The 26,469-nt window shown below is 68.4% G+C and carries 23 protein-coding genes; 11 read left to right on the top strand and 12 right to left on the bottom strand.

From position 1 onward, the window contains the following. Positions 1–2: 2 nt before the first annotated feature. The 6 genes from ACQPYY_RS20535 to ACQPYY_RS20560 all read right to left on the bottom strand — a co-directional run bounded on the left by ACQPYY_RS20535 (position 3) and on the right by ACQPYY_RS20560 (position 4,841). Positions 3–872, bottom strand: coding sequence for an MlaE family ABC transporter permease (locus ACQPYY_RS20535; RefSeq protein ID WP_433590606.1), 870 nt, complete (start codon positions 870–872; stop codon positions 3–5). Beyond that, a complete protein-coding gene (locus tag ACQPYY_RS20540) occupies positions 872–1,699 on the bottom strand; it encodes an ABC transporter permease (protein WP_433590607.1) in 828 nt (275 codons plus the stop codon). The genes ACQPYY_RS20535 and ACQPYY_RS20540 overlap by 1 nt, the downstream gene beginning before the upstream one ends. Before the next feature lie 302 nt (positions 1,700–2,001). Next, positions 2,002–3,252, bottom strand: coding sequence for an NAD(P)/FAD-dependent oxidoreductase (locus ACQPYY_RS20545; protein ID WP_433590608.1), 1,251 nt, complete (start codon positions 3,250–3,252; stop codon positions 2,002–2,004). After that, a complete protein-coding gene (locus ACQPYY_RS20550; RefSeq protein ID WP_357084824.1) occupies positions 3,249–3,434 on the bottom strand; it encodes a rubredoxin in 186 nt (61 codons plus the stop codon). Before ACQPYY_RS20550 ends, ACQPYY_RS20545 begins: the two co-directional genes overlap by 4 nt. A 1-nt stretch (position 3,435) precedes the next feature. Continuing rightward, positions 3,436–3,615, bottom strand: coding sequence for a rubredoxin (locus ACQPYY_RS20555; RefSeq protein ID WP_357278151.1), 180 nt, complete (start codon positions 3,613–3,615; stop codon positions 3,436–3,438). Next, positions 3,615–4,841 carry an alkane 1-monooxygenase gene (locus tag ACQPYY_RS20560; protein ID WP_433590609.1) on the bottom strand — a complete coding sequence of 409 codons (1,227 nt, stop codon included), beginning with the start codon at positions 4,839–4,841 and terminating at the stop codon, positions 3,615–3,617. Before ACQPYY_RS20560 ends, ACQPYY_RS20555 begins: the two co-directional genes overlap by 1 nt. A 108-nt stretch (positions 4,842–4,949) precedes the next feature. On the opposite strand from ACQPYY_RS20560, the gene ACQPYY_RS20565 reads away from it, so the two are divergent. Then, positions 4,950–5,555, top strand: coding sequence for a TetR family transcriptional regulator (locus ACQPYY_RS20565; RefSeq protein ID WP_379104194.1), 606 nt, complete (start codon positions 4,950–4,952; stop codon positions 5,553–5,555). A gap of 45 nt (positions 5,556–5,600) precedes the next feature. On the opposite strand, the gene ACQPYY_RS20570 is transcribed toward ACQPYY_RS20565, so the two are convergent. Continuing rightward, positions 5,601–7,550: an FAD-dependent oxidoreductase gene (locus ACQPYY_RS20570; RefSeq protein ID WP_433590610.1), complete on the bottom strand. Its 1,950-nt coding sequence runs from the start codon at positions 7,548–7,550 to the stop codon at positions 5,601–5,603. Between the two features lie 126 nt (positions 7,551–7,676). Between ACQPYY_RS20570 and ACQPYY_RS20575 the strand changes: the two genes are divergently transcribed. The 5 genes from ACQPYY_RS20575 (at position 7,677) to ACQPYY_RS20595 (ending at position 17,432) form a co-directional block, all read left to right on the top strand. After that, on the top strand, positions 7,677–8,156 hold the full coding sequence (locus ACQPYY_RS20575; RefSeq protein WP_433590611.1) for a pyridoxamine 5'-phosphate oxidase family protein: 480 nt from the start codon (positions 7,677–7,679) through the stop codon (positions 8,154–8,156). Positions 8,157–8,268: 112 nt separating this feature from the next. Beyond that, positions 8,269–8,934 (top strand): respiratory nitrate reductase subunit gamma, encoded by a 666-nt coding sequence (locus ACQPYY_RS20580; protein ID WP_433590612.1) that lies wholly within the window; start codon positions 8,269–8,271, stop codon positions 8,932–8,934. A 158-nt stretch (positions 8,935–9,092) separates the two neighbouring features. Beyond that, on the top strand, positions 9,093–13,397 hold the full coding sequence (locus ACQPYY_RS20585; RefSeq protein ID WP_433590613.1) for a TIR domain-containing protein: 4,305 nt from the start codon (positions 9,093–9,095) through the stop codon (positions 13,395–13,397). Continuing rightward, entirely contained in the window at positions 13,394–14,281 is an 888-nt protein-coding gene (locus ACQPYY_RS20590) for a DUF4231 domain-containing protein (protein WP_433590614.1), read from the top strand. Before ACQPYY_RS20585 ends, ACQPYY_RS20590 begins: the two co-directional genes overlap by 4 nt. Before the next feature lie 142 nt (positions 14,282–14,423). Then, positions 14,424–17,432, top strand: coding sequence for an alpha-mannosidase (locus tag ACQPYY_RS20595; RefSeq protein WP_433594692.1), 3,009 nt, complete (start codon positions 14,424–14,426; stop codon positions 17,430–17,432). Positions 17,433–17,453: 21 nt separating this feature from the next. On the opposite strand, the gene ACQPYY_RS20600 is transcribed toward ACQPYY_RS20595, so the two are convergent. Then, a complete protein-coding gene (locus tag ACQPYY_RS20600; protein ID WP_433590615.1) occupies positions 17,454–17,819 on the bottom strand; it encodes a hypothetical protein in 366 nt (121 codons plus the stop codon). 326 nt (positions 17,820–18,145) lie between these two features. Here ACQPYY_RS20600 and ACQPYY_RS20605 point away from each other — a divergent pair, with 326 nt between their 5' ends. Beyond that, a complete protein-coding gene (locus ACQPYY_RS20605) occupies positions 18,146–18,376 on the top strand; it encodes a hypothetical protein (RefSeq protein WP_379104208.1) in 231 nt (76 codons plus the stop codon). A 103-nt stretch (positions 18,377–18,479) separates the two neighbouring features. Here ACQPYY_RS20605 and ACQPYY_RS20610 read toward each other — a convergent pair whose 3' ends face one another. Together ACQPYY_RS20610 and ACQPYY_RS20615 are read right to left on the bottom strand one after the other, a co-directional pair. Further along, entirely contained in the window at positions 18,480–18,830 is a 351-nt protein-coding gene (locus ACQPYY_RS20610) for a hypothetical protein (protein WP_357084789.1), read from the bottom strand. A gap of 145 nt (positions 18,831–18,975) precedes the next feature. Further along, on the bottom strand, positions 18,976–20,343 hold the full coding sequence (locus ACQPYY_RS20615; RefSeq protein ID WP_433594693.1) for an ABC1 kinase family protein: 1,368 nt from the start codon (positions 20,341–20,343) through the stop codon (positions 18,976–18,978). Positions 20,344–20,576: 233 nt separating this feature from the next. Here ACQPYY_RS20615 and ACQPYY_RS20620 point away from each other — a divergent pair, with 233 nt between their 5' ends. Beyond that, on the top strand, positions 20,577–22,127 hold the full coding sequence (locus ACQPYY_RS20620; RefSeq protein WP_379104211.1) for an acyl-CoA carboxylase subunit beta: 1,551 nt from the start codon (positions 20,577–20,579) through the stop codon (positions 22,125–22,127). A 16-nt stretch (positions 22,128–22,143) separates the two neighbouring features. Here ACQPYY_RS20620 and ACQPYY_RS20625 read toward each other — a convergent pair whose 3' ends face one another. After that, a complete protein-coding gene (locus tag ACQPYY_RS20625) occupies positions 22,144–23,493 on the bottom strand; it encodes a lipase family protein (RefSeq protein ID WP_433590616.1) in 1,350 nt (449 codons plus the stop codon). A gap of 236 nt (positions 23,494–23,729) precedes the next feature. Continuing rightward, a complete protein-coding gene (locus ACQPYY_RS20630; RefSeq protein WP_379104215.1) occupies positions 23,730–24,563 on the bottom strand; it encodes an acyl-CoA thioesterase domain-containing protein in 834 nt (277 codons plus the stop codon). Positions 24,564–24,754: 191 nt separating this feature from the next. On the opposite strand from ACQPYY_RS20630, the gene ACQPYY_RS20635 reads away from it, so the two are divergent. The 3 genes from ACQPYY_RS20635 to ACQPYY_RS20645 all read left to right on the top strand — a co-directional run bounded on the left by ACQPYY_RS20635 (position 24,755) and on the right by ACQPYY_RS20645 (position 26,368). Then, positions 24,755–25,339, top strand: a complete 585-nt coding sequence (locus ACQPYY_RS20635) for a hypothetical protein (protein WP_433590617.1) — start codon at positions 24,755–24,757, stop codon at positions 25,337–25,339. A gap of 115 nt (positions 25,340–25,454) precedes the next feature. Further along, a complete protein-coding gene (locus ACQPYY_RS20640; RefSeq protein WP_433590618.1) occupies positions 25,455–25,808 on the top strand; it encodes a hypothetical protein in 354 nt (117 codons plus the stop codon). Positions 25,809–26,119: 311 nt separating this feature from the next. After that, positions 26,120–26,368 carry a hypothetical protein gene (locus tag ACQPYY_RS20645; protein WP_213554958.1) on the top strand — a complete coding sequence of 83 codons (249 nt, stop codon included), beginning with the start codon at positions 26,120–26,122 and terminating at the stop codon, positions 26,366–26,368. Positions 26,369–26,469: the final 101 nt, after the last annotated feature.

The raw sequence follows: 26,469 nt of genomic DNA on the forward strand, positions 1-26,469 counted from the left end.
TTTCACCCCGAGATCCGGATGCCGACATCCAGGCCCCAGATCACGATCGTCAGGATCATGTCCAGGATGACCACCAGCACCAGGCTGGCGCGAATGGCGCGACCGGAGGCCCGGCCCACGCCCTCCGGTCCGCCCGAGGCGTAGAAGCCCTGGTAGCCGTGGATGAGAATGATGGTGACCACGAAGATCGTCGCCTTGATCAGCGAGGCGATCACGTCGCCGGGCTGCAGGAAAGCGTCGAAATAGTGGTAGTAGGTGCCCGAGGACTGCCCGTGCAGGACGTTCACCACGGTCGCGCACGACAGGTACGACAGGATCAGGGTGAGCAGGTGCAGCGGCACGATGGTGATCGCGCCCGCGATCACGCGGGTGGTCACCACGAACGGCATGGGCCGAATGCCGATGGCCTCCAACGCGTCGATCTCCTCGGAGATGCGCATGGCCCCGATCTCGGCCGTCATCCGGCAGCCCGCCTGCGCCGCGAAACCGATGGCCGCCACCATGGGCGCCATCTCGCGGGTATTGGCGTAGGCGGAGACGAACCCGGTCAGCGGGCCCATCCCGACCATGTTCAGCGCGGTGAAGCCCTCCACGCCGATGGACCCGCCGACCGCGATGCCCAGGAACGCCAGCACCGCCACGGTGCCGCCGCCGACGATGAGCGAGCCGGACCCCCAGGTGATGTCGGACAGGATGAGCATGGTCTGACGCCGGTACACCCGCAGCGTGTGCGGGATGGCCGCCAGCACCTCGTAGACGAAAGTCGCTTGGTGACCGAGGGATTCGACCAGGGACACGGGCGCCTGCGCCGAGGAGCCGATCACCCGCCCCGCGGTCCCGAGTGGCGTGTACTTCGCCGGTACCTGGGTCATCAGCCCACCTGCGTCGGGATGAACATCGACACCAGCTGCGTGATCACCAGATTCACGCCGAAGGCGGCGATCACACCGATCACCACCGCCGCGTTCACGGCATTGGCCACGCCCTTGGGGCCGGCGGTGGCCTCCAGCCCACGCTGGCACGACACGATGAGCACGATGACGCCGAAGATGATCGACTTCACGATCGCCACCCACAGGTCGCTCATCTTGGCGAAGGCCGCGAACGCCGACAGGTACGAGCCGGGCGTCACGCCCTGGAAGCCGACGGCGATCACGTAGCCGGTGAACACGCCCATGAAGATGATCAGCATGCACAGCAGCGGCGTCAGCGCGATCATGGCCGCCAGCCGCGGGGCGACCAGCCGCCGCACGGGGTCGATTCCCATGACGCGCAAGGCGTCCACCTCGTCGCGAATGGTGCGCGCGCCCAGATCCGAGGAGATGGCCGAACCCGCGGCGCCGCCCAGCAGCAGCGCGGTCACCATGGGCGCGCCCTGCCGGATGACGCCGAGGCCGCCGGCCGCGCCGGACACCGAGCTCGCGCCGACCTGCTGGGTCAGGCTCCCCACCTGCACCGCCACGATCACGCCGAACGGAACCGACACCAGCACAGCGGGAATCGCCGTCACGCTGACGATGAACCAGCCCTGCTGGAGGGTGTCACGCCAAGGATGGCGAAGTGCGACGATATCGACGATCAGGAACCGGAACGCCGCGATCGCCAGCTGAATGGCGCGGCCGAACGTGCACAGCCCTGAGAGTGCGAATTCGATTGCCTGCCATAGTGATTCCGGCCCCCGAACAACTTTCTCGACCAATGTTCACCACCCCACAGCCCCTACTGTTTGGTCGATGCCGACCGGTCCCTCTGTTGACCCGGTTCCGACTGACCGAGACAGTAATACAGATTTCGGACTGACGTGTCAGTCTTCACCGAAATAACCAGGGCCTTGACAGGGATCGCGAGAGCGCAGAAAGATACGCGCGCCGCGCGAATAGCACGGATTACCAGCACTTTTCAGCAATGAGTCGGCAAATGCGAAATGCCACCGGACCATTCGGTTGGTCCAGTGGCATTTCAGATATAGCGAGGTGTTAGCTCAACTGCGGGCGTCTGCCCTCACGACTGTCCGGACAGTACGAGCGCCTCGGCCAGCGGCAAGGATTCGTCGACGCACGCCCCCGCGTCCAGCACCGCTCCCCGGCCGATCAGGTCCCGCGCGACCCGGAACTCCGCCGGGCGGGCGATCGCCACCACACCGACGGCGCGACCGTCGCGCAGTGCCAGCACCGTCGCGTCACCGGACTCCGCACTCCCCCGCACGATCAGCTCGTCGTCGGCCTGAATCACGCCCGCGAACTGCACGTTCCGACCGTACTGCATCGACCAGCCCCACGGCACCTCCGCGGTCAGAGCGGGCAATCCGAGCATCGATCGCGCCGCGGCCGCACCCTGCGCCTGCGCGCTGTTCCAATGCTCCTCGCGGCGGTATCCACCCGATTTCGGATCCAGTCGATTCACCGCGTCACCCGCGGCGAACACTCCCGGAGCCGACGTGCGATACCGCTCGTCCACCCGGATGCCGTCGTCCACGGCCAGCCCGCCGGTGACGGCGAGCCGAGTGTCCGGGACAGATCCGATCGCCACCAGCGCCGCCGCGGCGGTCCAGGTGCGGTCGTCCTCGGCCACGGCGACGACTTCGTTGCCGGTGTAGGCCAGGTGCGAGAGCCGCACCTCGGTCGAGATGGCCACCCCGTTGTCCGCGTGCAGCTTTCGGATGTAGTCACCGACGACGGCGGGCGCGACCCGCTCCAGCGGCGCGGTCCCGGCGTCGAGCACCGTCACCTCCGCGCCCAGACCCCGCGCGGTCGCGGCGACCTCGCAGCCGATGAGCCCGGCCCCGATGATCAGCAACGACGGATCCCGCTCCAGCGTCGCTCGCAGGGCTTCGGCCTCGGACCGGCCCCGCAGGGTGTGCACCGGCAACACGGCGTCGGACGCCACGGACCGATCCGAGGTCACCGCCAGCCGCCGCGACACGGCACCGGTGGCCAGCAGCAGCGAGTCGTAGCCGATCGCGGTCCCGTCGGCCAGCCACACCAGACCCGGTCCGGGATCGATGGATTCGACCGGCACGCCCACCCGCAGGTCGATGTCGTTGCCCGCCCAGAAGTCGGCGGGATGCAACAGCGACCGCCGGTCCTCGACCGCGCCGGCCAGCAGTTCCTTGGAGACCATCGGCCGCCGGTAGGGCGCGGTGGGTTCCGCGCCCAGCAGCACGATCTCGCCGGTGTAGCCCTCGGTGCGCAGGGTGCGCGCGGCGGTGGCCCCGGCCACGCCCGCGCCCACGATGACGATGCGCCCGCTCACGCGCGGCTGACCTCGACCATCTCGAAATCGCTCTTGGCCGCACCGCAATCCGGGCAGGACCAGTCGTCGGGGATGTCGTCCCAGCGGGTGCCGGGCTCGATGCCGTCCTCGGGCCAGCCCAGCGCCTCGTCGTATTCGAAGCCGCACTGCAGGCAGCGGAAGAGTTTGAAGTCGGTGCTCATATCAGTGTCCCTTCTGAGCGGAAGCCGGTTCGAAGTCGATCTTTTCGCGCACCCCGCAGTCGGGGCAGCACCAGTCGTCCGGTACTGCGGACCAGGCGGTACCCGCCGGGAAACCCTCGCGCGGCGCGCCTTTCGCCTCGTCGTAGACGTAATCGCAGATCGGGCAGCGGTAGGAGGCCATCACGCCACCGCCCCGTACCGGGCGAGCACGCGGGCGCGCTTGCGGGGCTGGACGTTGGCGCGGGTGATATCACCCGAATAGTGCTCGAGCACGCGGTGATCCATCACCTTGCGCCACAGTGGCGGGAAGTAAGCCAGCGAGATCATGCTCGCGTAGCCGCTGGGCAGGTTCGGGGCGCCGTCCATACTGCGCAGGATCTGGTAGCGGCGGGTGGGGTTCGCGTGATGGTCGCTGTGCCGCTGCAGGTGGTACAGGAAGATATTGGTGACGATGTGGTCGGAGTTCCAGCTGTGCTCCGGGGTGCAGCGCTCGTAGCGGCCGCCGGCGGTCTTCTGCCGCATCAGGCCGTAGTGCTCGAGGTAGTTCACCGTCTCCAGCAGGGTGAAGCCGTAGATCGCCTGGATCACCAGCCACGGCAGCACCGCCGGGCCGAACGCCACGGCCAGCGCGCCGAACAGCACCACCGACATCAGCCACGCGTTGAGCACGTCGTTGCGAATCGTCCACGGGCGCCGGCCGAGCCGCTCCAGGCGCTTGGCCTCCAGCTCCCACGACGAGCGCAGGCTGCCCCACACACTGCGCGGCAGGAAGCTCCAGAAGGTCTCCGCGAAGCGAGCGCTGGCCGGATCCTCCGGAGTGGCGACGCGAACGTGGTGGCCGCGGTTGTGCTCGATGTAGAAGTGGCCGTAGAACGTCTGGGCCAGGGTGATCTTCGACAGCCAGCGCTCGAGTTCGTCCTTCTTGTGGCCGAGTTCGTGCGCGGTGTTGATGCCGACGCCGCCCATCACACCCATGCTCAGCGCCAGGCCCAGCTTGGAGATCAGGCCCAGGCCGCCGTCGACGCCCAGCCAGGACAGGTCGCTCGCGGTCCACAGGTAGCAGGCCACGGTCAGGCTCAGCAGCTGGAACGGGATGTAGGCGTAGGTGCAGTACCGGTAGTACTTGTCGTTCTCGAGGTACTCCATCACCTCGTCGGGCGGGTTCTGGCCGTCCGGGCCGAAGAAGCGGTCCAGGATCGGCAGCAGCACGTACACGATCAGCGGGCCGATCCACCACCACACCGGCGAGACCGCGGTCCAGCCGAACTCGTTGAAGGCCCAGACCAGAGCCATCGCCAGGAACAGGGCGGTCGGGGGAACGAGACCGAGCAGCCACAGATAGCGCTTGCGGTCACGCCACTGCGGGCGGGCCGAGGCCTCCTCGATTCGAGAACGAGACGTCGTCATTGCCGTACTCCTAGCGTTTACACTTTCTCAAGAACTGTATTCATTAGATACAGTGTGATCCAGTCTGTCAACGACGAGACGAAAGTTGAGCCCATGTACGATCGGCACGTGGTTGAAGCACCGAACTTCCAGACCGAGATGCGGCTGTTGCTGCGCGAGCGGATCATCGAGGCGGGCCGGCGCATCGTCATCACCGAGGGCTGGGGCGCGGTGAACATGTCGCGGCTCGCCAAAGAGGTGGGCGTGAGCCGCCCGGTGCTCTACAAGGAGTTCGCCAACAAGCACGAGCTGGCCGAAGTGGTGATCCAGCAGGAGGTCGACACCTTCCTGGTGGGCATCTCCGAGTGCCTCGCCGCGCATCCGACCGAGGTCGCGACCGGGATGACCGCGGCGGCCGAGTACACGCTGCGGACCGGCGCCGACAACACGCTGATCAAGGCGGTGCTGGCCGGGCGATCGGAAACCGACAGCTCCCTGCTGCCGGTGCTGATGACCGAGACCGAGCCGGTACTGGGCCGCGCGGTCACCGCGCTCTCGGCGGGCATCCGGTCGCAGTACGGGCTGCCCGCGATGAGCGACGCCGAACTGACCTCGATGACCGAGGTGCTGGTCCGGCTCGCGCTGAGTCACCTGTTCCAGCCGACCGGGCCGATCGACCGGGCCGTGGGGCAGATCAACAAGGTGATAGTCGGCGCCTACGGCTCGGTGCTGTGAGGACGGCGCGGCACGCGAAACAGCGTGCCGCGCCCCCGAATCGGGCTAGGCGAGCCGCGCCGCCAGGCGGGTCGCGTTCATGTACGCGATGGCCTCGATACTGACCATCGGGTTGCCCCCCGACGAGGTCGGGAAGCAGGAGGCGTCGGCCACCACGATGTTCGGCACATCCCAGGTGACGCCGTCGGGATTCGTCGCCGAATCCGCGGCGGAACCGCCCATCCGGGCCGAGCCCATGATGTGCAGCGCGCCCATCGAGCAGCGGCCCGGCGCGTAGCCGGCGGCGGCCGCCCGGTCGGCGAAGTCCTCGTGGCTGCCCTCGACGCCCGGCGCGTAGCCGACGCCCGCCTGATGCCCGGAGAAGATCCGCTGCGCGCCCGCCGCCTCCAGAATGCTTGCGGCATTGACGATTCCGGTGTGCATGTGGGCGGCGTCGCGGGCCGAGAGCCGGTAGCGCACCACGGCCTCGCCCTGCTTGTCGGTCTCCACCGAGCCGTGGTCGCGGTCGCGGGTGATGACGCCGACGGCTACCGTATTCGCCAGTTTCAGCATGCGGTCGCGATGCGCGGCCGCGCCGGTCCACGCCTGGAAGCCCACCGAAAGGCCCGGGGTCATGGGCCCGGTCTCGTAGATGACGCCGTAGCCGTGGCCGTCCAGGTCGCGGTCTTGTTTGGAGTAGCGGGTCTGCAGGCCGCCCTCCCACGGGCGGATCTCCTCGTCGAAGACGCCGAACACCGCGGTGGCCGGATGCAGTCGGAGATAGTCGCCGATGGCACGATTCGTCAGTCCGGAGCGGCGCAGCAGGGCGGGGGTCTGGATCGCCCCGGCGGCGACCACCACCGCGCGGGCGCGCACCCGCACCGCATGCCCGTCCGCCGTCACGGCTTCCACGCCGGTGGCGGTGCCATTGCTGACCTCGATGCGCCGCACGTCGGTGCCGACGAACAGGCGCGCGCCCGCCGCGGCCGCATCCGCCAGCCAGGTCTTGACCGCCGACTGCTTGGCCCCGATGCGGCAGCCGAAACCGCAACGCCCGCATTCGATTCCGGCATCACAGTCGCGGACGTTGCGGGGCAGCGGCTCGACGTGCCAGTCCAGTTTGCGCAGGCCGCGTTCGAGAATCTCGTCGCGGCGCGAGGCGGGCGAATGGTCGAGGTTCACCCCGAGCCGGGACACCACCGCGTCGAGAGCGTCGGTGTACTCCTGCTCGGCGAACTGGCTCGCGCCCAGCCCGGCCCATTCCGCGCGCACGTCGTCCGGAGTGCGGAAGGAGGTGGTCCAGTTGACCACCGTGCCGCCGCCCAGCGCGCTGCCCGCCACCAGACTCAGCTGGCCCTCGGCGGTGGCGGCCGGACCCGGCGCGTACAGCTTCAGGAACCCTTCCTTCTCACCGATGCCGAAGTCCGGGTCGTCGAGGTAGTCGCCGCGTTCCAGCACCACGACATCCAGGCCCGCCTGGGCCAGGACCGCCGCGGCCGTCCCGCCGCCCGCACCCGACCCGATCACGACCACATCGCAGACGACGGTCGTGTCGGAGTCCGGCCGCGCCGGGCTGAGCCCGCGTTTCGCGCCCTCCACCGGGCCGAACGCGGGCGGGAAGCCCATCTTGTCCCACACCGGATTCACCCCGGTCGGTCCCGGCGTCAGGTAGTAGGAGGTGACCGCCGCCCCCTTCAACGCCTGGAACAGGGCCCGCTTCTGCTCGATCCGGGAGTTGGCCATCCCGAGCAGCATCCGCTCCCGCTCCTCGGCGCCGAGCCGCGAGAACTTGCGCCACCCCGCCCCATTGAGCGCCCCGAACACCCGCGAATCCCACAGGCGCATGAGCAGTTCGAACTGCCGCCGCTCCGCCTCCCGGGGATTGCGCCCGAGCAACTCGGTGACCGTGTCGACGACCCCCAACGCGGAAGCCGCCGCCACCTCACCCCCGTCCCCCGGCGCGAAAGTGTCACACACCATCTCGAGTACGGCCCGCCGCGCCGCATCTGAACCCATGCCGCCATCATGCGCTACCCACCCGCCGCTGTCCCGGCAATTGCGGCACACCGCCCTCACATGCCGCCCGGCCGAATCCACCTACCCTCGAATCGTTCAGTCAGCCCCTATCGAACAGGACCGGTCGTGACCCTCGAACAGAACTGGGATCGCATCCGCGAGACCGTCTCTCGCGCCGCCCACTGCGCCCTCGCCTCGACCGACCCTGATGGCGCGCCGACCATCGCACCGATCGGCACGGTGTTCCTGCGCGACGACACGACCGGCTTCTACTTCGACCAGTACGCCGAGGCGCTGGGCCGCAACCTGGACCGCGATCCGCGAATCTGCCTGCTGGCGGTGGACGGCCGCGGATTGTTCTGGTTCCGTGCGCTGCTGACCGCGCGCTTCCCGTCGCCACCCGGAGTTCGGCTCTACGGCACCGCCGGTCCCCAACGCGCCGCGACCGAGGACGAACTGCGGCAGGTGCGGGCGCGAGTGCGATTCCCGGCGCGGCTCGCGGGCGGGAAACTGTTGTGGTCGGACTTCTCTCACGTCCGCGACATCACCTTCACCGACTACCGACCGGTTCGGTACCCGCACATGATGTCCCACCTCTGGCAATAGCCCGCCGCCCTACCCGCGGAGGTGGCACGATTCGACACTTCTCCAGCGCACGCCGGCGTGCGACAGTTGCTCGGCCAGTGCTGTCGGTGCCGACCGAATGTGGGGTGAAGGCATGATCATCGCGATCTGGGTGGTACTGCCGTATGCCGCTGTCGTGTCGTGTGCGGCCGGACATCTATGGCGGTACCGGCGCGACGGCTTCCGCGGCTACCTGTACGGGCCACACATCGACAAGGCACAGCGGATCGGGATCGCGGCCGTGCGGACCGGCTTCCCGGTGGTGTTCGCGGTACGGGTGGCCGAGATGCTCGCGTCGGGGCCACATACTCGCCCCGAGCACGACATCCAGGTCCTGCTGTCGGCGGTGCAGATCGTCGCCGCGCCCGTCACCGTCGCCGGAGTGGCGCTGATCCTGATCCCGCCACTGATCTCCGCCGACGTGCGGCATCGGGTCACCCCCCTCGATCGGCTCACGCTGCCACTGCTCAGCGCCGCGCTCCTGTCGGCCGTACTCGTCACTTTCGACGGCAGCGCCACCGACGGCCGCTACCGCGCCGCCGAAACCCTGTTCCCATGGGCGCGTTCCCTGCTGAACCTCCACCCCGACACCTCCGGCATGGATCACGCACCTCTCCTGTACCAGGCGCGCGGGCTGATCGTGGTGGCGATCATCGCGATCTGGCCCTACACCCGGCTCGCCGGGATCCTGTCCGTACCCACGCTGCGGCTGCTGCGGCAGGCGGTCCCCGCCTCCTATCGGTCCGCGCCGACGGTCTGATCCGTTCACCACCGAGATTTCCGGGAGATAGCTCCCATTGCTAAGAATTGCTGTTTCGCGCACGGCAGACCGATTGTTCGCCGGTGCGCGGATATCACCTTGGGTTCGAGTAATGCGGTACTCATGACGCCGCCGACGGAAGCGGCGACACTCGAGAAATGGCGCGCATTTTCCTCAGCCATTCCAGCCGGGACAACCGGCAGGCCATTGCGCTGAAGGCCTGGCTCGTCACGCAGGATCCCGCCCTCGCCGACGAGATCTTCCTCGATCTGGACCCAGACACGGGGATCGCGCCCGGGGTCCGATGGAAAGACGCCCTGGTCCGAGCTACTTCCCGCTGTGAAGCCGTGATCTGTCTGCTGTCGGGGAACTGGGACTCCTCGCCGGAATGCCGCGCCGAGGCGCGGACCGCGGAGAACCTCAACAAGCGGATCTTCGCCGCCCGCCTCGAACCGTTCGTGAGCCGCGAATCCACCCGGGACTGGCAGCAATGCGATCTGTTCCCCACCGGACCGACAACGGCGGTACCCGTCAGCGGGGGCCCGCCCGTCGAATTCTCGACCGACGGACTGCGACGGCTGTGGCGCGGTTTGCGGGAAGCCGGAATTGGCGCCGAATATTTCGAGTGGCCGCCGACCGGTGACCCCGGGCGCGCGCCCTATCGGGGATGGGCCCCGTTCGAAGCGGTCGACGCCGCCGTGTATTTCGGGCGGGACGCGCAGATCGTGCGCGGCCTGGACATGCTGCGCGGCATGCGGGCCTCCCGCGTCGAGAACCTGTTCGTCATCCTCGGCCCGTCGGGCACGGGCAAATCGTCGTTCCTGCGTGCCGGACTACTCCCCCGCCTGCGGCGCGACGACCGGCACTTCCTGGTGCTCGACATCGTGCGCCCCGAACGAGCGGCGGTCACCGGCCCGGTCGGCCTGGCCGCATCGCTTTACGCGGCGCGCCGGCGGCTGGGGCTTGCGAAACCAACCCTCGGTGCGATCAAGGCGGCCTGCGTGTCCGACCCTGCACAAGTCACCACCTGGCTGTGGGAAGCGCGGGACGCCGCGACGGCGGGGTCGCCCGACGCCGGCGACACCGTGCCTCCGACGATCGTGCTCCCAGTAGATCAGGCCGAGGAGCTGTTCGGCAGCGAGGCCGGACGCGAGGCCGGGCTGTTCCAGTCGCTTCTCGCCCATCTGGTCGAGGACGGCCTGGATATCATTGCCGCACTGACCATTCGGGCCGATCGCTACGAACCGCTGCAGACCTCACCCGCCCTCGCCGACGTGAAGAGCGTGGTGTTCGACGAATTGCGCCCCCTGCAGCCGGCCCGGTTCGCCGAGGTCATCCAGGGGCCGGCAGAGCGCGCCACCGCAGCGGGCAATCGGCTCACGGTGCGCGAGGATCTCGTGGAACGACTCCTCGCCGACTGCGCGGACAGCGCCAACCCACTGCCACTGCTGTCCCTGACACTGTGGCGGCTCTACCTCGACTACGCCGCCGCCGGCGCACTGACCAGCGCCGACTACACCGCCATGGGCGGGATGGCGCACGTGGTCGAATCGGAGATCGATTCCATACTCGCCCAGGACGATTCGGAGCGGCAACAACAGCTGGCGCACTTGCGCGCGGCCTTCGTGCCCTGGCTGGCCACCATCGCCGCGGACAATGATCAGCCGCTGCGCCGCATCGCACGCCTCGCCGACCTGCCGACCACCAGCCGCCCGCTCATCGCCGCGTTCGTCGACCACCGCCTGCTGGTCCAGGACGAACGCGGCGGCGAGACCACCATCGAGGTCGCGCTGGAAAGCCTGCTGAGCGAATGGCCCGCCCTCGCCCAATGGTTGCGCGAGGAAGCCTCCGATCTACGGACCGCCGACGGCCTCGACCGCGCCGCTACCGAATGGGAGAGCAGCGGGCGCGACGACGCCTGGCTGATCGAAGGCACCCGGCTGAGCGAGGCCGAGAAGGTCGCCGCCACTCCGGCTTTCGCCGATCGGCTGGCCTGCGCGCGCGAGTACCTCACCGCGTCCCGGCAACGGCAGGACGCCGAGACCGCAGCCGAACAGCAACGGCGCGAGAAGGAACTGAACGACGCCCGCGCCTACGCCGACGGGCTCCGCCGCCGGACGCACATCCTGCGGGCGGTCCTGGCGCTCACCGTCGTCGCGGCCCTGGTCGCCGGGTTCTTCGCGGTACGAACCACCCTGGCGCAGAACGAGGCTGATCGGCGGCTGCACGAAGCGACCGCCCTGCGCCTGGTCTCCGAAGGGCAAGCCATGCTCGCCGGAATCCGGCCCGGTGGTGACACGCGAGCCATACAACAGATCCTCGCCGCACGCCGGATCGGATCGCATGCCGACGACGGCGCGGTCCTCGACGCGCTATCGACGACATCTGCCGCGGTGAAAATACTTGATACACCGGCACATGACTCCGTCACAGCATTCGCCGTCAGTCCCGATGCGCGGCACGCGGCGTCAGCGAGCGGCGGGACGATTCAACTGCGGGACGGAGTTACCGGCTGGGCCACGGGCCCGCCACTCACCACGAACAACAAGAGTGCCGTGAACGGCCTGGCCTACAGCCCAGACGGTCGGCGGCTCGCATCCGCCGGCAATGACGGATCGGTCCAGATTTGGGATGCCCAGAATGGTTCACATATTGTCGGCCCGTTCAAGACCGGAAACGGGGCGGTCGTAGCGGTGGCATTCAGCCCGGACGGACGTCGTCTGGCTGCAAGCGTTTTCCCCGGCGCGATCCAGATATGGGATGTCGGTGCAGGACAACGGCTTCGCACGATAGAACGCACCGACCTAGCCTTCCGTATCGCGTTTCTGCCGACGGGAAACAGCCTCGTCACCACGACGAATTCCGGCCTGCGACTCTGGGACACCGAATCCGGCGCGACGGTCGCACAGACCCCGGACCAGGACGACAAGACCGCATTGGCCGTCGCGGTCGCTCCGGCCGGTGGCCTCATCGCATCCGGCGGGTACGACAAACTCGTGCACTTCTGGGACGCGACGACCCTCCAGCCGGCAGGGTCTGCGCTCAGCGGTCACGACGATGCGGTGGACGCGATCGCATTCAGCCCGGATGGGCGCAATGTCGTCTCCGGCAGCTCGAACGGAACGATTCGGCTGTGGGACGTCGCATCTCGGCAGCCGACAAGCACCCCTATGACCGGGCATCACGGCAGCGTCAAGGGCGTCGGCTTCACCGCCGATGGACATGAAGTGCTGTCAGGCGGCGACGAAACCATCCGTGTGTGGAACGCCGATACCGCCGCCACTATCGGCACGGTGATCACAGCCGACGATGCCTCGGTGATGTCCGTGCATTACAGCGCGGACGGTACCCGCCTGGTATCCGCCGGCGCCCGGAATGATCCGAGTTCGAGTCTGCCCGGCGTCATTCGCATCTGGGACGCCGCGACGGGAACCCTCGTCTCGAGGATCACGAGGGACGACTCGTTACCTGTGAATGCGGTCTTCAGCCACGATGGCACCCGCGTCATTACCCTGGAGACTGCTTACAAGAAACCGACCGATCGGATCGCTGCCACTATCGACGATCTGATCCCCTTCTACACGATCGCGACGTTCGATACGAAAACCGGTGTACCGGTGGCCGAATGGGAGATCGGCGCGCAGAAGACGGTCGGCGCCTCGGTGTTGAGTCCGGACGGAACACGGCTGGCCACCGTCGGCGGAGTGGTGCCGGCCAACCTGCTGACCGACGGCTTTCAGGCCTATGACCTGAACTCCCCCTCCCTCGGCCTCGACTTCAGCGTGATGTTGTGGGATCCGGGAACCGGACATCAGATCGGCACACCGATCGACGAGCATTCGATTGTCAACGCCATGGCCTTCAGCCCCGACGGCCGGCATCTCATCACCAACGGTGGACTTGGCAAGATAGAGGTCTGGGATGTCGACACCCATCATCAGCTCGGTGAGCCGATCTCCGACACCAGCACCTCGCAATTCCTCACGTACAGCCCCGACGGCCGGCGAATCGCCTCGGCGAGCTCGGAGTCCATCCGGCTGTTCGACGCTGACTCCCGGAAGCTGATCAGTGACTCGATCACCGATCCCATGGGAGCCATAAAGGCCATATCGTTCAGCGCTGACGGCAAATACGTGATCGCGGCGGCCGGCAAGTCCGTGCGGATCTGGGACGCGGCATCCGGGCTTCCGGTCGGCCGACCGATGACCGGCCCGGCCGACACCATCGCAGCACTCACCGTCAGTCCCGACGGCCGTCGGCTCGCGACCATCGGATCTGCGTTCGGCATCGACCAACACGCAAACATCCATCTCTGGCCCGGTCCCGCCGCCTGGCCGGACCGGTTGTGCGACAAACTCAGCGCCAATATGAGCCACAAGGAGTGGAACGAGTGGGTGTCCCCGGACATCCCCTACCGCAAGGCTTGTGACGGCCTGCCGATCGCCTCGGATGCCGACACGTGAGCGGGAACGACGATCAGGTCGTCGCCGAGATCTGGGCCGACCGGCTGCGCTGGTCGCAGGCGGCCTGCCGGCTCAAGCGCCGCCTCGATCGCGCGCGGATCACGGCGTTCACGGCCAGCACGATCGGCGCGCTGTGCACGACCGCGGCGGCGACGGTGGCGCATTCGGGCGGTGTGGCACGGACCTGTGTCGCGGCGGTCGGCGCGGTGTGCCTGGCGCTGGCCGCTTTCGTCGGATTCCAGTACCTGACCCCGGATGCCATCCGGGCGTGGACGCGGGCGCGGGCGACATCGGAGGGCATCAAACGACTGATCTTCGAGTTCCGTGCGGGCGCCCAGACCAGCGTCGATGCCCTACGCCACGAGATGACCGAAATCGTCACCGCTGCCGCGGATCTGCTGCCGTACGTCGACGACGCCGCAGCCGAGCCGACCCCACCGCCGTCCGCATTGACACCGGAAACCTATGTCCGGCAACGAATCCAGGGCCAGATCGACGACTACTATCGGCCGACGGCCCGCCGATACACGCGGTACGCGGCGCGCTGGCGCAGGTTCGCGATCGCGCTGGGTATGACGACCGCGCTCGTCGCGGCCGCCGCGGCCATCGCTTCCGGCACCGGCCCGACCGCCCTGGCCCCCTGGGTCGCCGTCTTGACCACGGCCACCGCCAATGTCGCCGCCTACCTCACCGCCCAGCGCTACGACTACCTCGCCATGACCTACCTCACCACCGCCCACCGCCTCCGCGCCCTCGCCGACGACTGGGCCGCCGGAGCCCACACCGACTGGCCCGCGTTCGTCTCCGCCTGCGAATCGGTGATCGCCACCGAGAACAGCGCCTGGATGGCCAAGTGGACCGAGAGCGCCACCGCTGGTTCCTGATCGGTGTTCGCCTGCCGACACACCTGAGCCGAACCGCCCGCGCCGACGGTCCGATCATTCCCGGAGGCGGGCTGCGCGGCCGCTAGAGTCGGGCGGGAGACGGTTCGCCGGTCACCACCCACGCCCGATGGGAGCCACCGTTATGCACGATGACCGCCGGTTGATCGAGGGCAGGCTCGGGCGGGTGCTCGACCGCATCAAACCCGCCGTGTACCCGGAGTCCACGCCGATGCGGGTGTCGATCTGGGAAGCGCCGGGCGAACCGGTGCCGGTCGCCGAGGGTTTGGCCGCACCGCGCACACCGACGTCACCGGGTACTCCGTGGGGCGCGCCCTGGGGCACCAGCTGGCTGACCGTCGAGGGCACGGTCCCGCCGGAGTGGGCGGGACGCACCGTCGAGGCCATCATCGACCTCGGTTTCGACGCGAACCAGACCGGGTTCCAGTGCGAGGGTCTGGTGTATCGCCCCGACGGGACACCGGTGAAGGGGCTGCATCCGCGCAATCAGTGGGTGCGCATCGCCGCCCCGGCGCGCGGCGGCGAGCAGGTGCTGTTCCATGTGGAGGCGGCGTCGAACCCGATCATCCCGTTCTTCGGGCCGACCGGACTCGGCGACCTCGCCACCGCGGGCGCCGATCCCCAATACCGTTTGGGGCGAATGGATCTCGTCGTCTTCGATGACGACGTGTGGCAGCTGGTCCAGGATCTCGAGGTGCTCGGCGAGCTCATGCACGAGATGCCCGAGGACCCCGCCCGCCGCTACGACATCGTCCGGGCCATCGAACGCGCCCTCGACGCCATCGACCTGCAGGACGTCAACGCCGGGGCCGGCGCCGCCCGCGCCTGCCTGACCGGGGTGCTCGCGCGCCCGGCCGTGCCGTCCGCGCACCTGATCTCCGCGGTCGGACACGCTCACATCGACACCGCCTGGCTGTGGCCGCTGCGCGAGACCGTGCGCAAGGTCGCGCGGACCACCGCCAATATGGCCGCGCTGCTCGACGCCGAACCCGACTTCATCTACACCATGTCCCAAGCGGCGCAATACGATTTCCTCAAACAGCACCGACCCGAGGTGTACGCCCGGGTCAAGCAAGCGGTCGCGGAGGGACGATTCGTGCCCGCGGGCGGCATGTGGGTCGAATCGGACACCAATATGCCCGGCTCCGAGGCCATGGCCCGCCAGTTCGTGCACGGCAAACGGTTCTTCCTCGAGGAATTCGGCATCGAGAACGAGGAGGCGTGGCTGCCCGACACCTTCGGCTTCGCCGCCGGACTGCCGCAGATCATCAAGGCAGCCGGGTCCAAATGGCTGCTCACCCAGAAGATCTCGTGGAGCCAGACCAACACCTTCCCGCACCACACCTTCCTGTGGGAGGGCATCGACGGCACCCGCATCTTCACCCACTTCCCGCCCGTCGACACCTACAACTGCTCCATGCAGGGCCGCGAGATCGCGCACGCCGCCAAGAACTTCAAGGAGAAGGGCCGCGCCAACCGGTCCCTCGCGCCGACCGGCTGGGGCGACGGCGGCGGCGGGACCACGCGCGAGATGATCGCGCGCGCCGCCCGCCTGCGCGACCTGGAGGGCTCACCGAAGGTGACCTGGGAGCGGCCCGCCGACTTCTTCGCCGCCGCCGAGGCCGAATACGCGAACCCCGCCGTCTGGGTGGGCGAGCTGTACCTGGAACTGCACCGCGCCACCCTGACCAGCCAGGCCAAGACCAAACAGGGCAACCGGCGCAGTGAACACCTGCTGCGGGAAGCCGAACTGTGGGCCGCCACCGCGACGGTCCGCGCCGATTTCGAATACCCCGCCGCCGACCTGGACCGGCTCTGGAAGACGGTGCTGCTGCACCAGTTCCACGACATCCTGCCCGGCTCGTCCATCGCGTGGGTGCATCGGGAAGCCGAGGCAACGTACGCGCGGGTGGCCGCCGAGCTCGCGGCCATCATCGAACGGGCGCAATGGGCACTGGGTGGGGAACGGTCCGGCTCCCACGTCTTCAACCCCGCCCCGCACGCCTGGCGGGGTGTCCCGGCCGGCGGCGCGGGACCGGTGGTGCCCGGCCGCGGCACCACGGTGACCGAGCGGCCGGACGGCGGATTCGTGCTCGCCAACGACCGGACGCGGGTCGAGGTCGACGCGCGCGGCCTGGTCGTGTCGCTCTACGACCTCGGGCAGCGGCGCGAAACCCTGCCGCCGGGCGCGGCCGCCAATCTGCTCCAGCTGCACCAGGATTACCCGAACTCCTGGGACGCCTGGGATGTCGACCAGTTCTATCGCAATACCGTCACCGATCTCACCGAAGTGGACTTCCTCGTGGCCGAGTCCGGGGCCACCACCGACGCCGTCGTCCGCATCGGCCGCTCCTTCGGCTCCTCGACGGTCGAGCAGGTCCTCACCCTGCGCCCGGACACCGGTGCGCTGGAGATCGCCACCACGGTCGACTGGCACGAGACGGAGAAGTTCCTCAAACTCGCCTTCCCCCTGGACATCCACGCCGACCGCTACGCCTCCGAAACCCAGTTCGGGCACCTGTACCGGCCCACGCACACCAACACCAGCTGGGAGTACGCCAAGTTCGAGGCCTGCAATCACCGCTTCGTCCACCTGGCCGAACCCGGCTGGGGCGTGGCCCTGGTCAACGACTCCACCTACGGCCACGATCTGACCCGCGCGGTGCGGCCCGACGGCGGCACCACCATCACCGTCCGCGCGTCCCTGCTGCGCGCGCCGCGGTTCCCCGATCCGCAGACCGACCACGGCGCACACCATTTCCGGCACGCGCTGCTGCCGGGCGCCTCGATCACCGATGCCGTGCGCTCCGGATACCGGATCAATCTGCCGCCGGTCACCCCGGGCGTCGCCGAACCCGTGGCACCGCTGTTCACCGTCGACAATGACGATGTGGTGACCAGTGCCGTCAAATTGGCCGAGGACGGTTCCGGTGATGTCGTGGTCCGGCTCTACGAAGCGGGCGGCGGACGCGCCACCGCTTTGCTCACACCGGATTTCGAGTACACCGGTTATCGCCGCTGCGACCTGCTGGAGCGTCCATTACCCGAAGAAAACGTCACGGAATCCGCCGATGAGGGAATTCGACTGCGCCTGCGGCCTTTCCAGCTCGTCACGCTCCGATTCACTCGGTAAACCATTGCCGCTACCGGCTTTTCAGGCCGACCTCACATAATCGAACCGGCGGCTGCTCTGATCCAGTGAGCGGAAATTCCCGACCTGCGTTCCCTGGGTCGGGCAGAGGAGGGTCGTGCTCTTGACCATCGAGGTCGCATTCTCCGGCCGCGCCGCGTCTTCACCGCTGTCGGCCATGCGCAGGGTGGCGGTGAATCCGCCCGACGAAATGACGGCGTACAGGCCCTCGCCGTTCCCGAGCCGGGCGCTGCGAAAAGTGAGGCCGCCCGCTCCGTCGAAGCTCAGCACGGTCCCGGGTTCACCCTCGACGGCGAATTCCCCGCGGTAATCCCCCAGGCTCGATCCGCACGCGCCCGCGGCCGCGCTGATCGGCGCGTTCGCGGTCATCGCGGCGGAAACCGCCAGCGTGAGCGCCGCCGCGACGGCGATCCTCGAACCAGGTCCAGCAGCCATTGCGCGTCCCTCCCGGTCGGGTCTTTCCGGCAGTCCACAATAGAAGCGGACGAAACACCCCCGGACACGCCGGTTCGTAACCGAAACGTGGTCTGGCACAGTCCATAACACAATAGTCCGAAAACACGCCGTTTCGACCGATTAGTTTGTCTGTGCCACAGTGGAATTCACCCAACCGTGTACACGATCAGCAGGTCGCGACATTCCGGCGATCCGGCAATACCACGAATTTTGTTGAGCTGGTTGTAGCGTCGTACGACATGACGCAAAAGAAAGCGATCGGCCTGCTCGTCAGTGCGTTCGTTTGTGCGGCCGTATTCACCATGAACCCGTCCGCGGCATGGGGATCCGGCGATGTCGGGACGCCCGGGTCGGCGCCCGGAGCGGTGGCGCCCAACGTCCCGGCCGGCAATGGACCCGCCGCGGTCGCGCCGGAGCGGATCGTCCCCGCCCCGCCGCCCGCCGGTGCCTTCCTCTGCCCGACCCCCTGAATTTCCATCCACCACTACCCCCGAAAAGTCCACCCCGACCAGCTCGTGCCGCGCCCGCCGGAAATTGGGTCCGCGGCACGAGCGATTCGGTTTTGACGGGAATTCAGGCCGCCAGGGCCGACGACAGCCGCCGCAACTCCGCAACCGGCTCGGCGACATCCACCACCAGGCGCGTGAAATCCGCGCCCGCCAGTTCGATCAGCACGCCCTGACCGTCGAAACGGGTATCCCAGAACTCCTTGCGGCCCTTCCCGCGGAAGATACCCGCGGCGATCACGCCCGGGAAGAACGTGCCCGGCGTCCGCAGCCACGGCGGGCGCAGATCCACGGGGGCGGGCGCGACGGCGGTGACCTGGGCCAGGTCGAAGCTCACGTGGTCGCGCAGCGCGAGCAGTTTGTGCGCGCCGGTGACCCGCGCCGTCACAGTGGTTCCGGTGACCTCGAATTCGACCATTCCGCACCTCGCACGCTCGCCCGACACTGTCTGCCATCCACAGTGCCGGGCGAATCTGGTCGTAGCCTGAGGGTTTCCTGACGCTTCTCTCAGGCTTGCGCGAGCCGCCGCGGTCAGGCCGCCGACAGCCCGAGCGGGTCCGCTGTCAGTCGGTCGGCAGGGTGATGTTCTCCACGGCGGCCTTGGCGGCCACCTCGGCGGGGAAGATATTGCGGAACAGGTACAGGTCGCGGCCGAGCTTCCAGCCGGGCGCGAGCGCCACCGCGTACCGCTCGAAGTAGCCGAGCTGCTTGCCCATCAGCACCAGCTGCTGCGGGCCGGACGCGCCGCGGCGCTTGCCGAACTCCAGCAGGCGCGCCGAGACCAGGCCCAGATCCAGCTTGTCCAGGCTGCCCGAGAGCACCGGGCCCAGCGCTGTCGCGAGCTGCCGGCCGATGGTGGCGTCGTCGCCGCTGTCGTCGGCGACCAGGTCCAGGGCGCGCAGCGCGCGAGCCACGGGCCGGAAGTCATTGTCGATGGAGCTGGCGTAGAACAGCGCGCGCACGAACTCGCGCCATTCGACCTCCATCCGGCCCACGATGCCGAAGTCGAGCATGGCCACCCGGCCGTCGTCGAGCAGCCACAGATTGCCCGCGTGCACGTCGCCGTGGAAGACCCCGTGCACCGCAACCGATTCCATCCACGCCTTCACCAGGCGGCGGATCAGCAGTTCGGGCTCAGGGTGGGCCTCGCGGATGTCGTCGAAGCGGTCCAACGGCATGCCGCGCATGCGCTCCATGCACAGCACCCGGGGCGCGCAGAAGTCCCAATACACCTCGGGCACGGCCACCTTGGTGTTGTCGCCGAAGGCCGACAGCTGCTCGCGGGCGCGAGCCTGGTTCTCGGCCTCGATCAGGAAGTTCAGTTCCGCGACCGTGGCCTCGTACAGATCCCGCACCACCGCTTGGGTATTGGCGACGCGGGCGTTCTCCGACCGCTTCTCCAGGGTGCGCGCCAGCCGCATGGCCGCGCGCAGGTCCACGATCATGCGCCGGGCGATCTCGGGCCGCTGCACCTTCACCACCGCGGGACGGCCGTCGGGCAGCACGCACGCGTGCACCTGGGCGATGGAGGCGGCCGAGAGCGGTTCGTCGTCGAACTCGAGGAACAGCTCCGAGATCGGCTTGCCCAGATCGGCCTCGATGATGGCGCGCGCGTCCGCGGCCGCGAAGGGCGGGACGTCGTCGAGGCAGCGCAGGCAGGCGTCGGCCAGCTCGCGCGGGAAGGCGCCGGGCGAGGACGCGATGAGCTGGCCCAGCTTCACGAACATCGGGCCGAGCGTCTCGAAACCGTTCACCACGCCCTCGGCCGCGGCGCGCTTGCGCTTGGCCGGGCGCAGGCCCCCGCGCAGCACGCTCGACACCACCGAGCCGCCCAGCACCGCGCCGACGACCGCGGTCCGCCGCCACTCCGAGAATCCGAAGGTGTCCAGGTCGGGCCGGATCACCTCGGGCGTTCCCGATCGCACAGTCATAGGTGAGCTCACGGGCGGCAGTGTATCGCTGACGGCGGCGGACTTCGCGCCACGGGCGGGGCCCGGCGCGGGATGAGACCGAAGCTCGACCGGCGCGAGACCGGGCACATAGCCCGGCGTTCACTGGTTAGGAAGGGGACGCGCACGGTATCGTGGGCGGTCGAGTCGCGATCCGGCTCGACGCGGGCCCCGATCGAGCCCGGCCATTGACGGTGAAAGGCAAGACCTACGTAATGACGGGTACAGCGGAAAAGCTGGCGGAACTGCGCAAGCTTCTGGAGATCGCCGAGGAACCGACCGGTGAGAAGGGTATCCAGAAACGACTTGCCAAAGGCGTCGCCAGCGCCCGAGAACGGGTGAACATACTGCTGGACCCGGGCAGCTTCGTCGAAATGGGCTCGCTCATGCGCTCGCCCGGCCAGCCGCACGCGCTCTACGGCGACGGCGTGGTCACCGGTCGCGGCCTGATCGACGGCCGCCCGGTCGTGGTCATCTCCCACGACTCGATGGTGCAGGGCGGTTCGGTCGGCGAGACCTTCGGCCGCCGCGTCCGCCTGGTCATGGAGTTCGCGTACAAGAACGCCTGCCCGGTCGTGGTGATCAACGACTCCGGCGGCGCCCGCATCCAGGAGGGCGTGACCGCTCTGGCCTGGTACGCCACCATGTGCCGCCTGCAGGAGGACCTGTCGGGCTTCGTGCCGATGGTCGCCGTCATGTTCGGCAAGTGCGCGGCCGGCTCGGTGTACGGCCCGGTCAATATGGACGTGCTGGTCGCCACCGACGACTCGTACATGTTCGTCACCGGCCCCGAGGTCATCAAGGGCATCACCGGCGAGGACATCAGCGCGGAGGAGCTGGGCGGCGCGGCCGTGCAGGCCCGCAACGGCCTGCTGCACCACGTGGCCCGCACCGAGGTCGACGCGCTCAACTGGGCCCGCGAGTACCTCAGCTACCTGCCCAGCAGCTGCATCGAGGAGCCGCCGGTCATCAACCCGGGCCTGGAGCCGGAGATCACCGACTCCGATCGCGAACTGGACCGGATCATCCCGGACTCCGATCGCCAGGGCTACGACATGCACGAGGTGCTGCTGCGCATCTTCGACGACGGCGCCTTCCTCGAGGTCGGCGAGGCGGCCGCGCAGAACCTGATCACCGGATTCGCCCGCGTGGACGGCCGCCCGGTCGGCGTCATCGCCAACCAGCCCATGGTGCTGGGCGGCGCGCTCGACGCGGCCTGCTCGGACAAGGGCGCGTACTTCATCCGCCTGTGCGACGCGTTCAACATTCCGCTCGTCTACGTCGTCGACACCCCGGGCGTGCTGCCCGGTGTCGAGGAGGAGCGCAACGGCGTCATCAAGCGCGGTGGCCGCATGTTCCGCGCGCTGATCGAGGCGACGGTCCCGATCGTCACCATCGTGACCCGCAAGGCGTACGGCGGCGGTTACGCGGTCATGGGCTGCAAGCAGCTCGGCGTGGACGTCAACCTGGCGTGGCCGACCGCCCGCATCGCGGTCATCGGCGCCGACGGCATGGTGACCGTCACCGGCAAGAAGACCCTCGCGGCCACCCCGCCCGAGCAGCGCGAGACCGTCCGCCGGCAGATGGTCGACTTCTACAACGCGCTCATCGACAACCCGTGGGTGGCGGCCGAGCGCGGCTACATCGACGCGGTCATCGAGCCCTCGGCCACCCGCCTCGAGATCCGCAAGGCCCTGCGTCTGCTGCGTGACAAGAACGCGGTCCGCAAGCCCAACCCGCGCAAGCACAACCTCTTCCCGATGTAGAAAGCGCTGCCCGCGTTCAACACTCGTTGGGCGCGGGTATGCCTTGCAATCGCTGGTCGAGCCAGGTGAGGGATTCGGGGTAGCCGGTGGCGGCGGCAATGAAGTGTTCGCCGAGGACGCTGCGGTAGACGGCGGGCACGCCCAGGTCGCATTGCTCGCGGTAGAGGTTCTTCGCGCCTTCGGCGGGGACCCAGAATTCCTGTTCGCCGTTGAAGATGAACAGCGGCACGGGCGACTTCTTGCCGTCCATGCGGGTGACGGCGTAGATCTCGTGCGCCAGATCGCTGTCGAGCGGATCGGGGATATTGGCGGCGACGTCGATGGGCAGCTGCAGCACGCCCGGGAGCGCGAACACCTCGCTGCACTGACTGTTGATCAGCGGCGAAGTCGCCACCCACTGCGCCAGGTGGTTCATCCGGGCCAGGATCTCGGGCCGCTCCCGGCCGATGCCGAACACCGCGCCCAGGAACACCCCCGAGGCGAGGTTGGCGTTCATCGAGCGCGCCAGGATGCTGAAGTCCGCGGGCACCCCGCCCAGCGCCGCGCCGACCACCACCTCCGACAGTTCGGGGGCGTACTCGGCCATCACCTTCACCGCGCCGTTGGTGGCGATGGCCCCGCCGGAGTACCCGATCATCCCGAACTTGCTCTCGCCCAACTCATCCGGCAGGTAGCCGCGGGTCGCGCGGATGGCGTCGAGGATGGCGTGCCCGGCCACGGTCGGCTCGGCGTAGGCCATGCGCGGGCCCTCGTGGTCGGTGATGAGCACGGCGTAGCCGCGCAGCAGCGCCAGCTGGGTGGTGGGGAGGACGTAGCCGGTCAAGTTGGCGGCCCGGGTGAACCCGTGCGCGAGCGTGTATCCCGGGTTGCAGTCGCGGCCCAGCGCGTCGATGGGCAGATTGTTGACCACCACCGGCCGCTGTCCCGGCCCGGTCCACTGCCCGATCGGCAGCACCAGACTGGCGATCCCGTAGGACGGCTCGTTGTGAGAGTCGTTGGTGCGGTACTTGAACTGGAGCACCTGCCGCACCGGCACGATCAGAGTCGGTGCGGCCGTAGCGGTTACGTCGCGCACCGCGACCATGCCCCCCGGATCCAGGGTGTCGAGCCCGGCGGGCCAGTCGTCGATGAACGGATCGCCGATCGGCGCGGGCATGGTGGCGGCCCGCAGCGCCGCCAGATCCGGTGCCAGCTCCGGTGTGTCGACCAACGGGGACTCGGCGGGGGCCGGGGCGAGGGCGGGCGCCGGGAGCAGCTGGTCGATCCAGTGCTGGATATCGGGCAGGGAGAGGCCGGGCGGGTTCGGCGCGGCTCCGGGCTCGGGTGGCTGCGCGAAACCCGGTGCGGCGCAGTACGTGAGGATCACGCAGCAGCCGATCGTCAAGGCACCGGCCAGTCTTCGCAAGCGACTCAGCACAACTCCCCCACGAATCGGTCGGTCGGTGGTCCGCGAAGCCTACGGGGACACACGACTGCGACACTCGGGAGTGGTCTGTTCGACGCCAGTTCGAGACCGGTCCGTGCCCTGACCGGACCGCGTGTCACGCCCATCCCGTCATCGATTCGCGATCTCGCGGACCGATTGCCGAGAGCGCCGGCGGATTACAGCCGCTTGCGCATCACCATGTCGAGCTGGGCGTTGCTGATCTGGCGGCCCGCGTTGGACACCGAGGTCACCATGCAGCTGCCGAAGGACCCGATCCGGTCGAACAGCGTGGCCACACCCACCGCCAGGCCGTGCTCGCTGAAGTGGCTGTCGGCCTCCACGCCGATCTCGGTGCCCTCGGGCTGCCGCGAAAGGCCCAGCGTCATATCGGTATTGATGAACCCGATGCCCTTGTCGCCCCAGTTGGTCATCATGCTGGTCGCCTCGGCCACCACCGCGACCCGTACGAACGGGCTCAGCTCCTCACCGGTCACCACGCGGATCGGGTTCTGCCAGGTGCGCTTGCGGTCGGCGTTCTCGTGGTCGGTGGGCACCGAGTTCCACACCGGCGAGCCCTCACCGCTGTTGAACAGCGGCGTCTGCGGCAGCGCCGAGGGCGGGGCGATCTCGAGCGAGGGCGGCTGCGGTTCCCGCTCCCGCCGCCACAGCTCCCCTGGCGGCTGTTCGGACGGCTGCAGCAGCACGGCGGTGGCGCGCGCGGCGACGGTGCCGCCCTGCACCACGCTCACGTCGGCGACCCGGATCCGTTTGCCGTCGCGCACCCGCACCACCGGGGTGGTGGTGTGCTCGAAGCGGGCGGCGCTGAACAGGTCCACGGTCAGCCGCACCGGCACGAAACCCTCGGTGGCCTGGGTCCGTTCGAGCTCGCGCGCCAGCAGGCCGGTCAGGGCCGGCCCGACCACCTGCGCCGAGGACCACTGGCTGGCCGCGAACGACGTCGGGAAGAACCCGCCGTCCACCTCGTCGAAATACGCGGGCACATCCACCACGGCACCGGCTCCCGTCCACTCGAATCGATCAATCCACTGTTCCCAGAGCTAACACAGGCGTGAAACCCGTTTCAATCCGGGGCCCGCTGGGTGGGTGATCGAGTCCCCCGCCGAGCGGGTGATCGAGTCCCCCGCTGGGCGGGTGATCGAGTGACGGATTCAGCGGGCCGGGGCACGGGTACGCCATCGACATGGTCCGCGCCATCGACCGGCTGCTCGGCACCCTGACCCTCGCCGTACAGACCCTGCAGGACAACGACATTCCCTGCGCCCTCACCGGGGAGTGCGCGGTGTACGCCCGCGGCGGTCCGGTGACCGAGACGCCTCCGGAGGTCGACGTGCTGCTGCGCCCGTCGGACCTGCCGCGCGGGGTGCTGCTGCTGTCCGCCGCGGGCCTGCGGCCGCCACGGGGGACCGAGTCCGAGCGGGCCACGCTCTACGACGGCGGGGTGCGGCTGGATCTGGTGTTCGGCACCGATCGCCGCCCCGTCACCGACGCGCTGCTGGCACGCGCCGAGCGGCTGCCCATCGGGCCGATCGCGGCGCCCGTGGTGACGGTGGCCGACTTCCTGGTGGACGAACTGACCGTGGCCGATCCGCAGCGGCTGGATTTCACCCGGCTGCTGCACATCGCACGGGAATTGCGCGCACAGGTCGACTGGGAGCTCGTCAGGACCGGAACCGCGGCCGCACCCTACGCACGCGCGTTTCTCGGCCTGCTGGACGATCTGGGCATCACTGACGGCCACGACGGTGCGCGGGCGGGCCCGTTGTGATCCACCGCGCGGCCGGGGTGATTGTGTACAGGGGGCGACACCGCGTGATTCGGCCGACCCTGGTCGGGTATCCGCTTGTTATCGGTTCTGCATTACCTCCGGAGAAAGGACAGTGATGTTGCCTGTCACTCCGTACGCCTACCCCGTCGCCCACATTCCGCCGGACGGCGCCCACATTCCGCGCGGCGGCACCCCCAATCGGCCGGGCGGCGCCGGCCGGCCGCCGGACGAGACCGCCAATCGGCCGACGGCCATCCAGAATCTGCCGGGCCCGATTCTGACCGCCGCCGGAATCGTGTCGATCGCATTGACTTTGACCACCGCCGGGTACGGTGAGCTCGCCTGGAGCGCGCTGTGCGGGCTCACCGGGGTGCTCTGCCTGCGTTTCGGAATCGGCCTGATGGTCCTCGAACAAGATCGGATCAAAGCTGCGAAGGTCCAGGACAGGGCACATCACGGCGATATTTGATCTTCAGCGAATTCCTGGATAAAGCGGAACAGTCGTTTCCCTCCAGAACTTTCGATCGGAAGTACTGGGAAAGCCCTGTTCGGGGCGCATTACAACCTTTCGCCAACCATCGTTTCGCAAACTCATAGCATCCCGAAAAGCACTCTGACACTGCGAATTCGATGTTGCAGATGTACTTGCATCTGCGCAACGCACGGTCATAGACTCGTCGTTGCAAGGCACCAATAGGGGACAACCAGAGAGCCGAGCGGTGAATCACCGGCGATTCTTCGCCCACGGTCAGCCGTCGGCCTGGCGTCAGGGGCGTTCGAATGAACCAGCCAATCAACCTCAGCCGACTCGGGTTTGCCGACAGAAGTCAGCCGGAGCAAACCTATTCACGTGAGACGGCAACCGCTTTCGTCATCCGCCAGGTCGAATCCACCGGAGCGGCCACTCGGTATGATTTTGACATCGAGCGGATCGTCACCACGGCACACGCCATGGTGAACGACTGGGATCTGCACCATATGCAGCCGGAGGCGTTCTGGCGGATCGCTTCCAGCTTCATCAGGCAGTAACCGAATCCGGCCGTGTCGCAGACCCGCCCGGTCCGCGGCACGCTGATAGGGGCCCCGTGAGGGGCCCCTTATCCGTCTGCGGGGTATCCGCAGGGCAGCAG

This window comes from Nocardia sp. CA-145437, from assembly GCF_050956485.1.
Lineage (GTDB): Bacteria > Actinomycetota > Actinomycetes > Mycobacteriales > Mycobacteriaceae > Nocardia.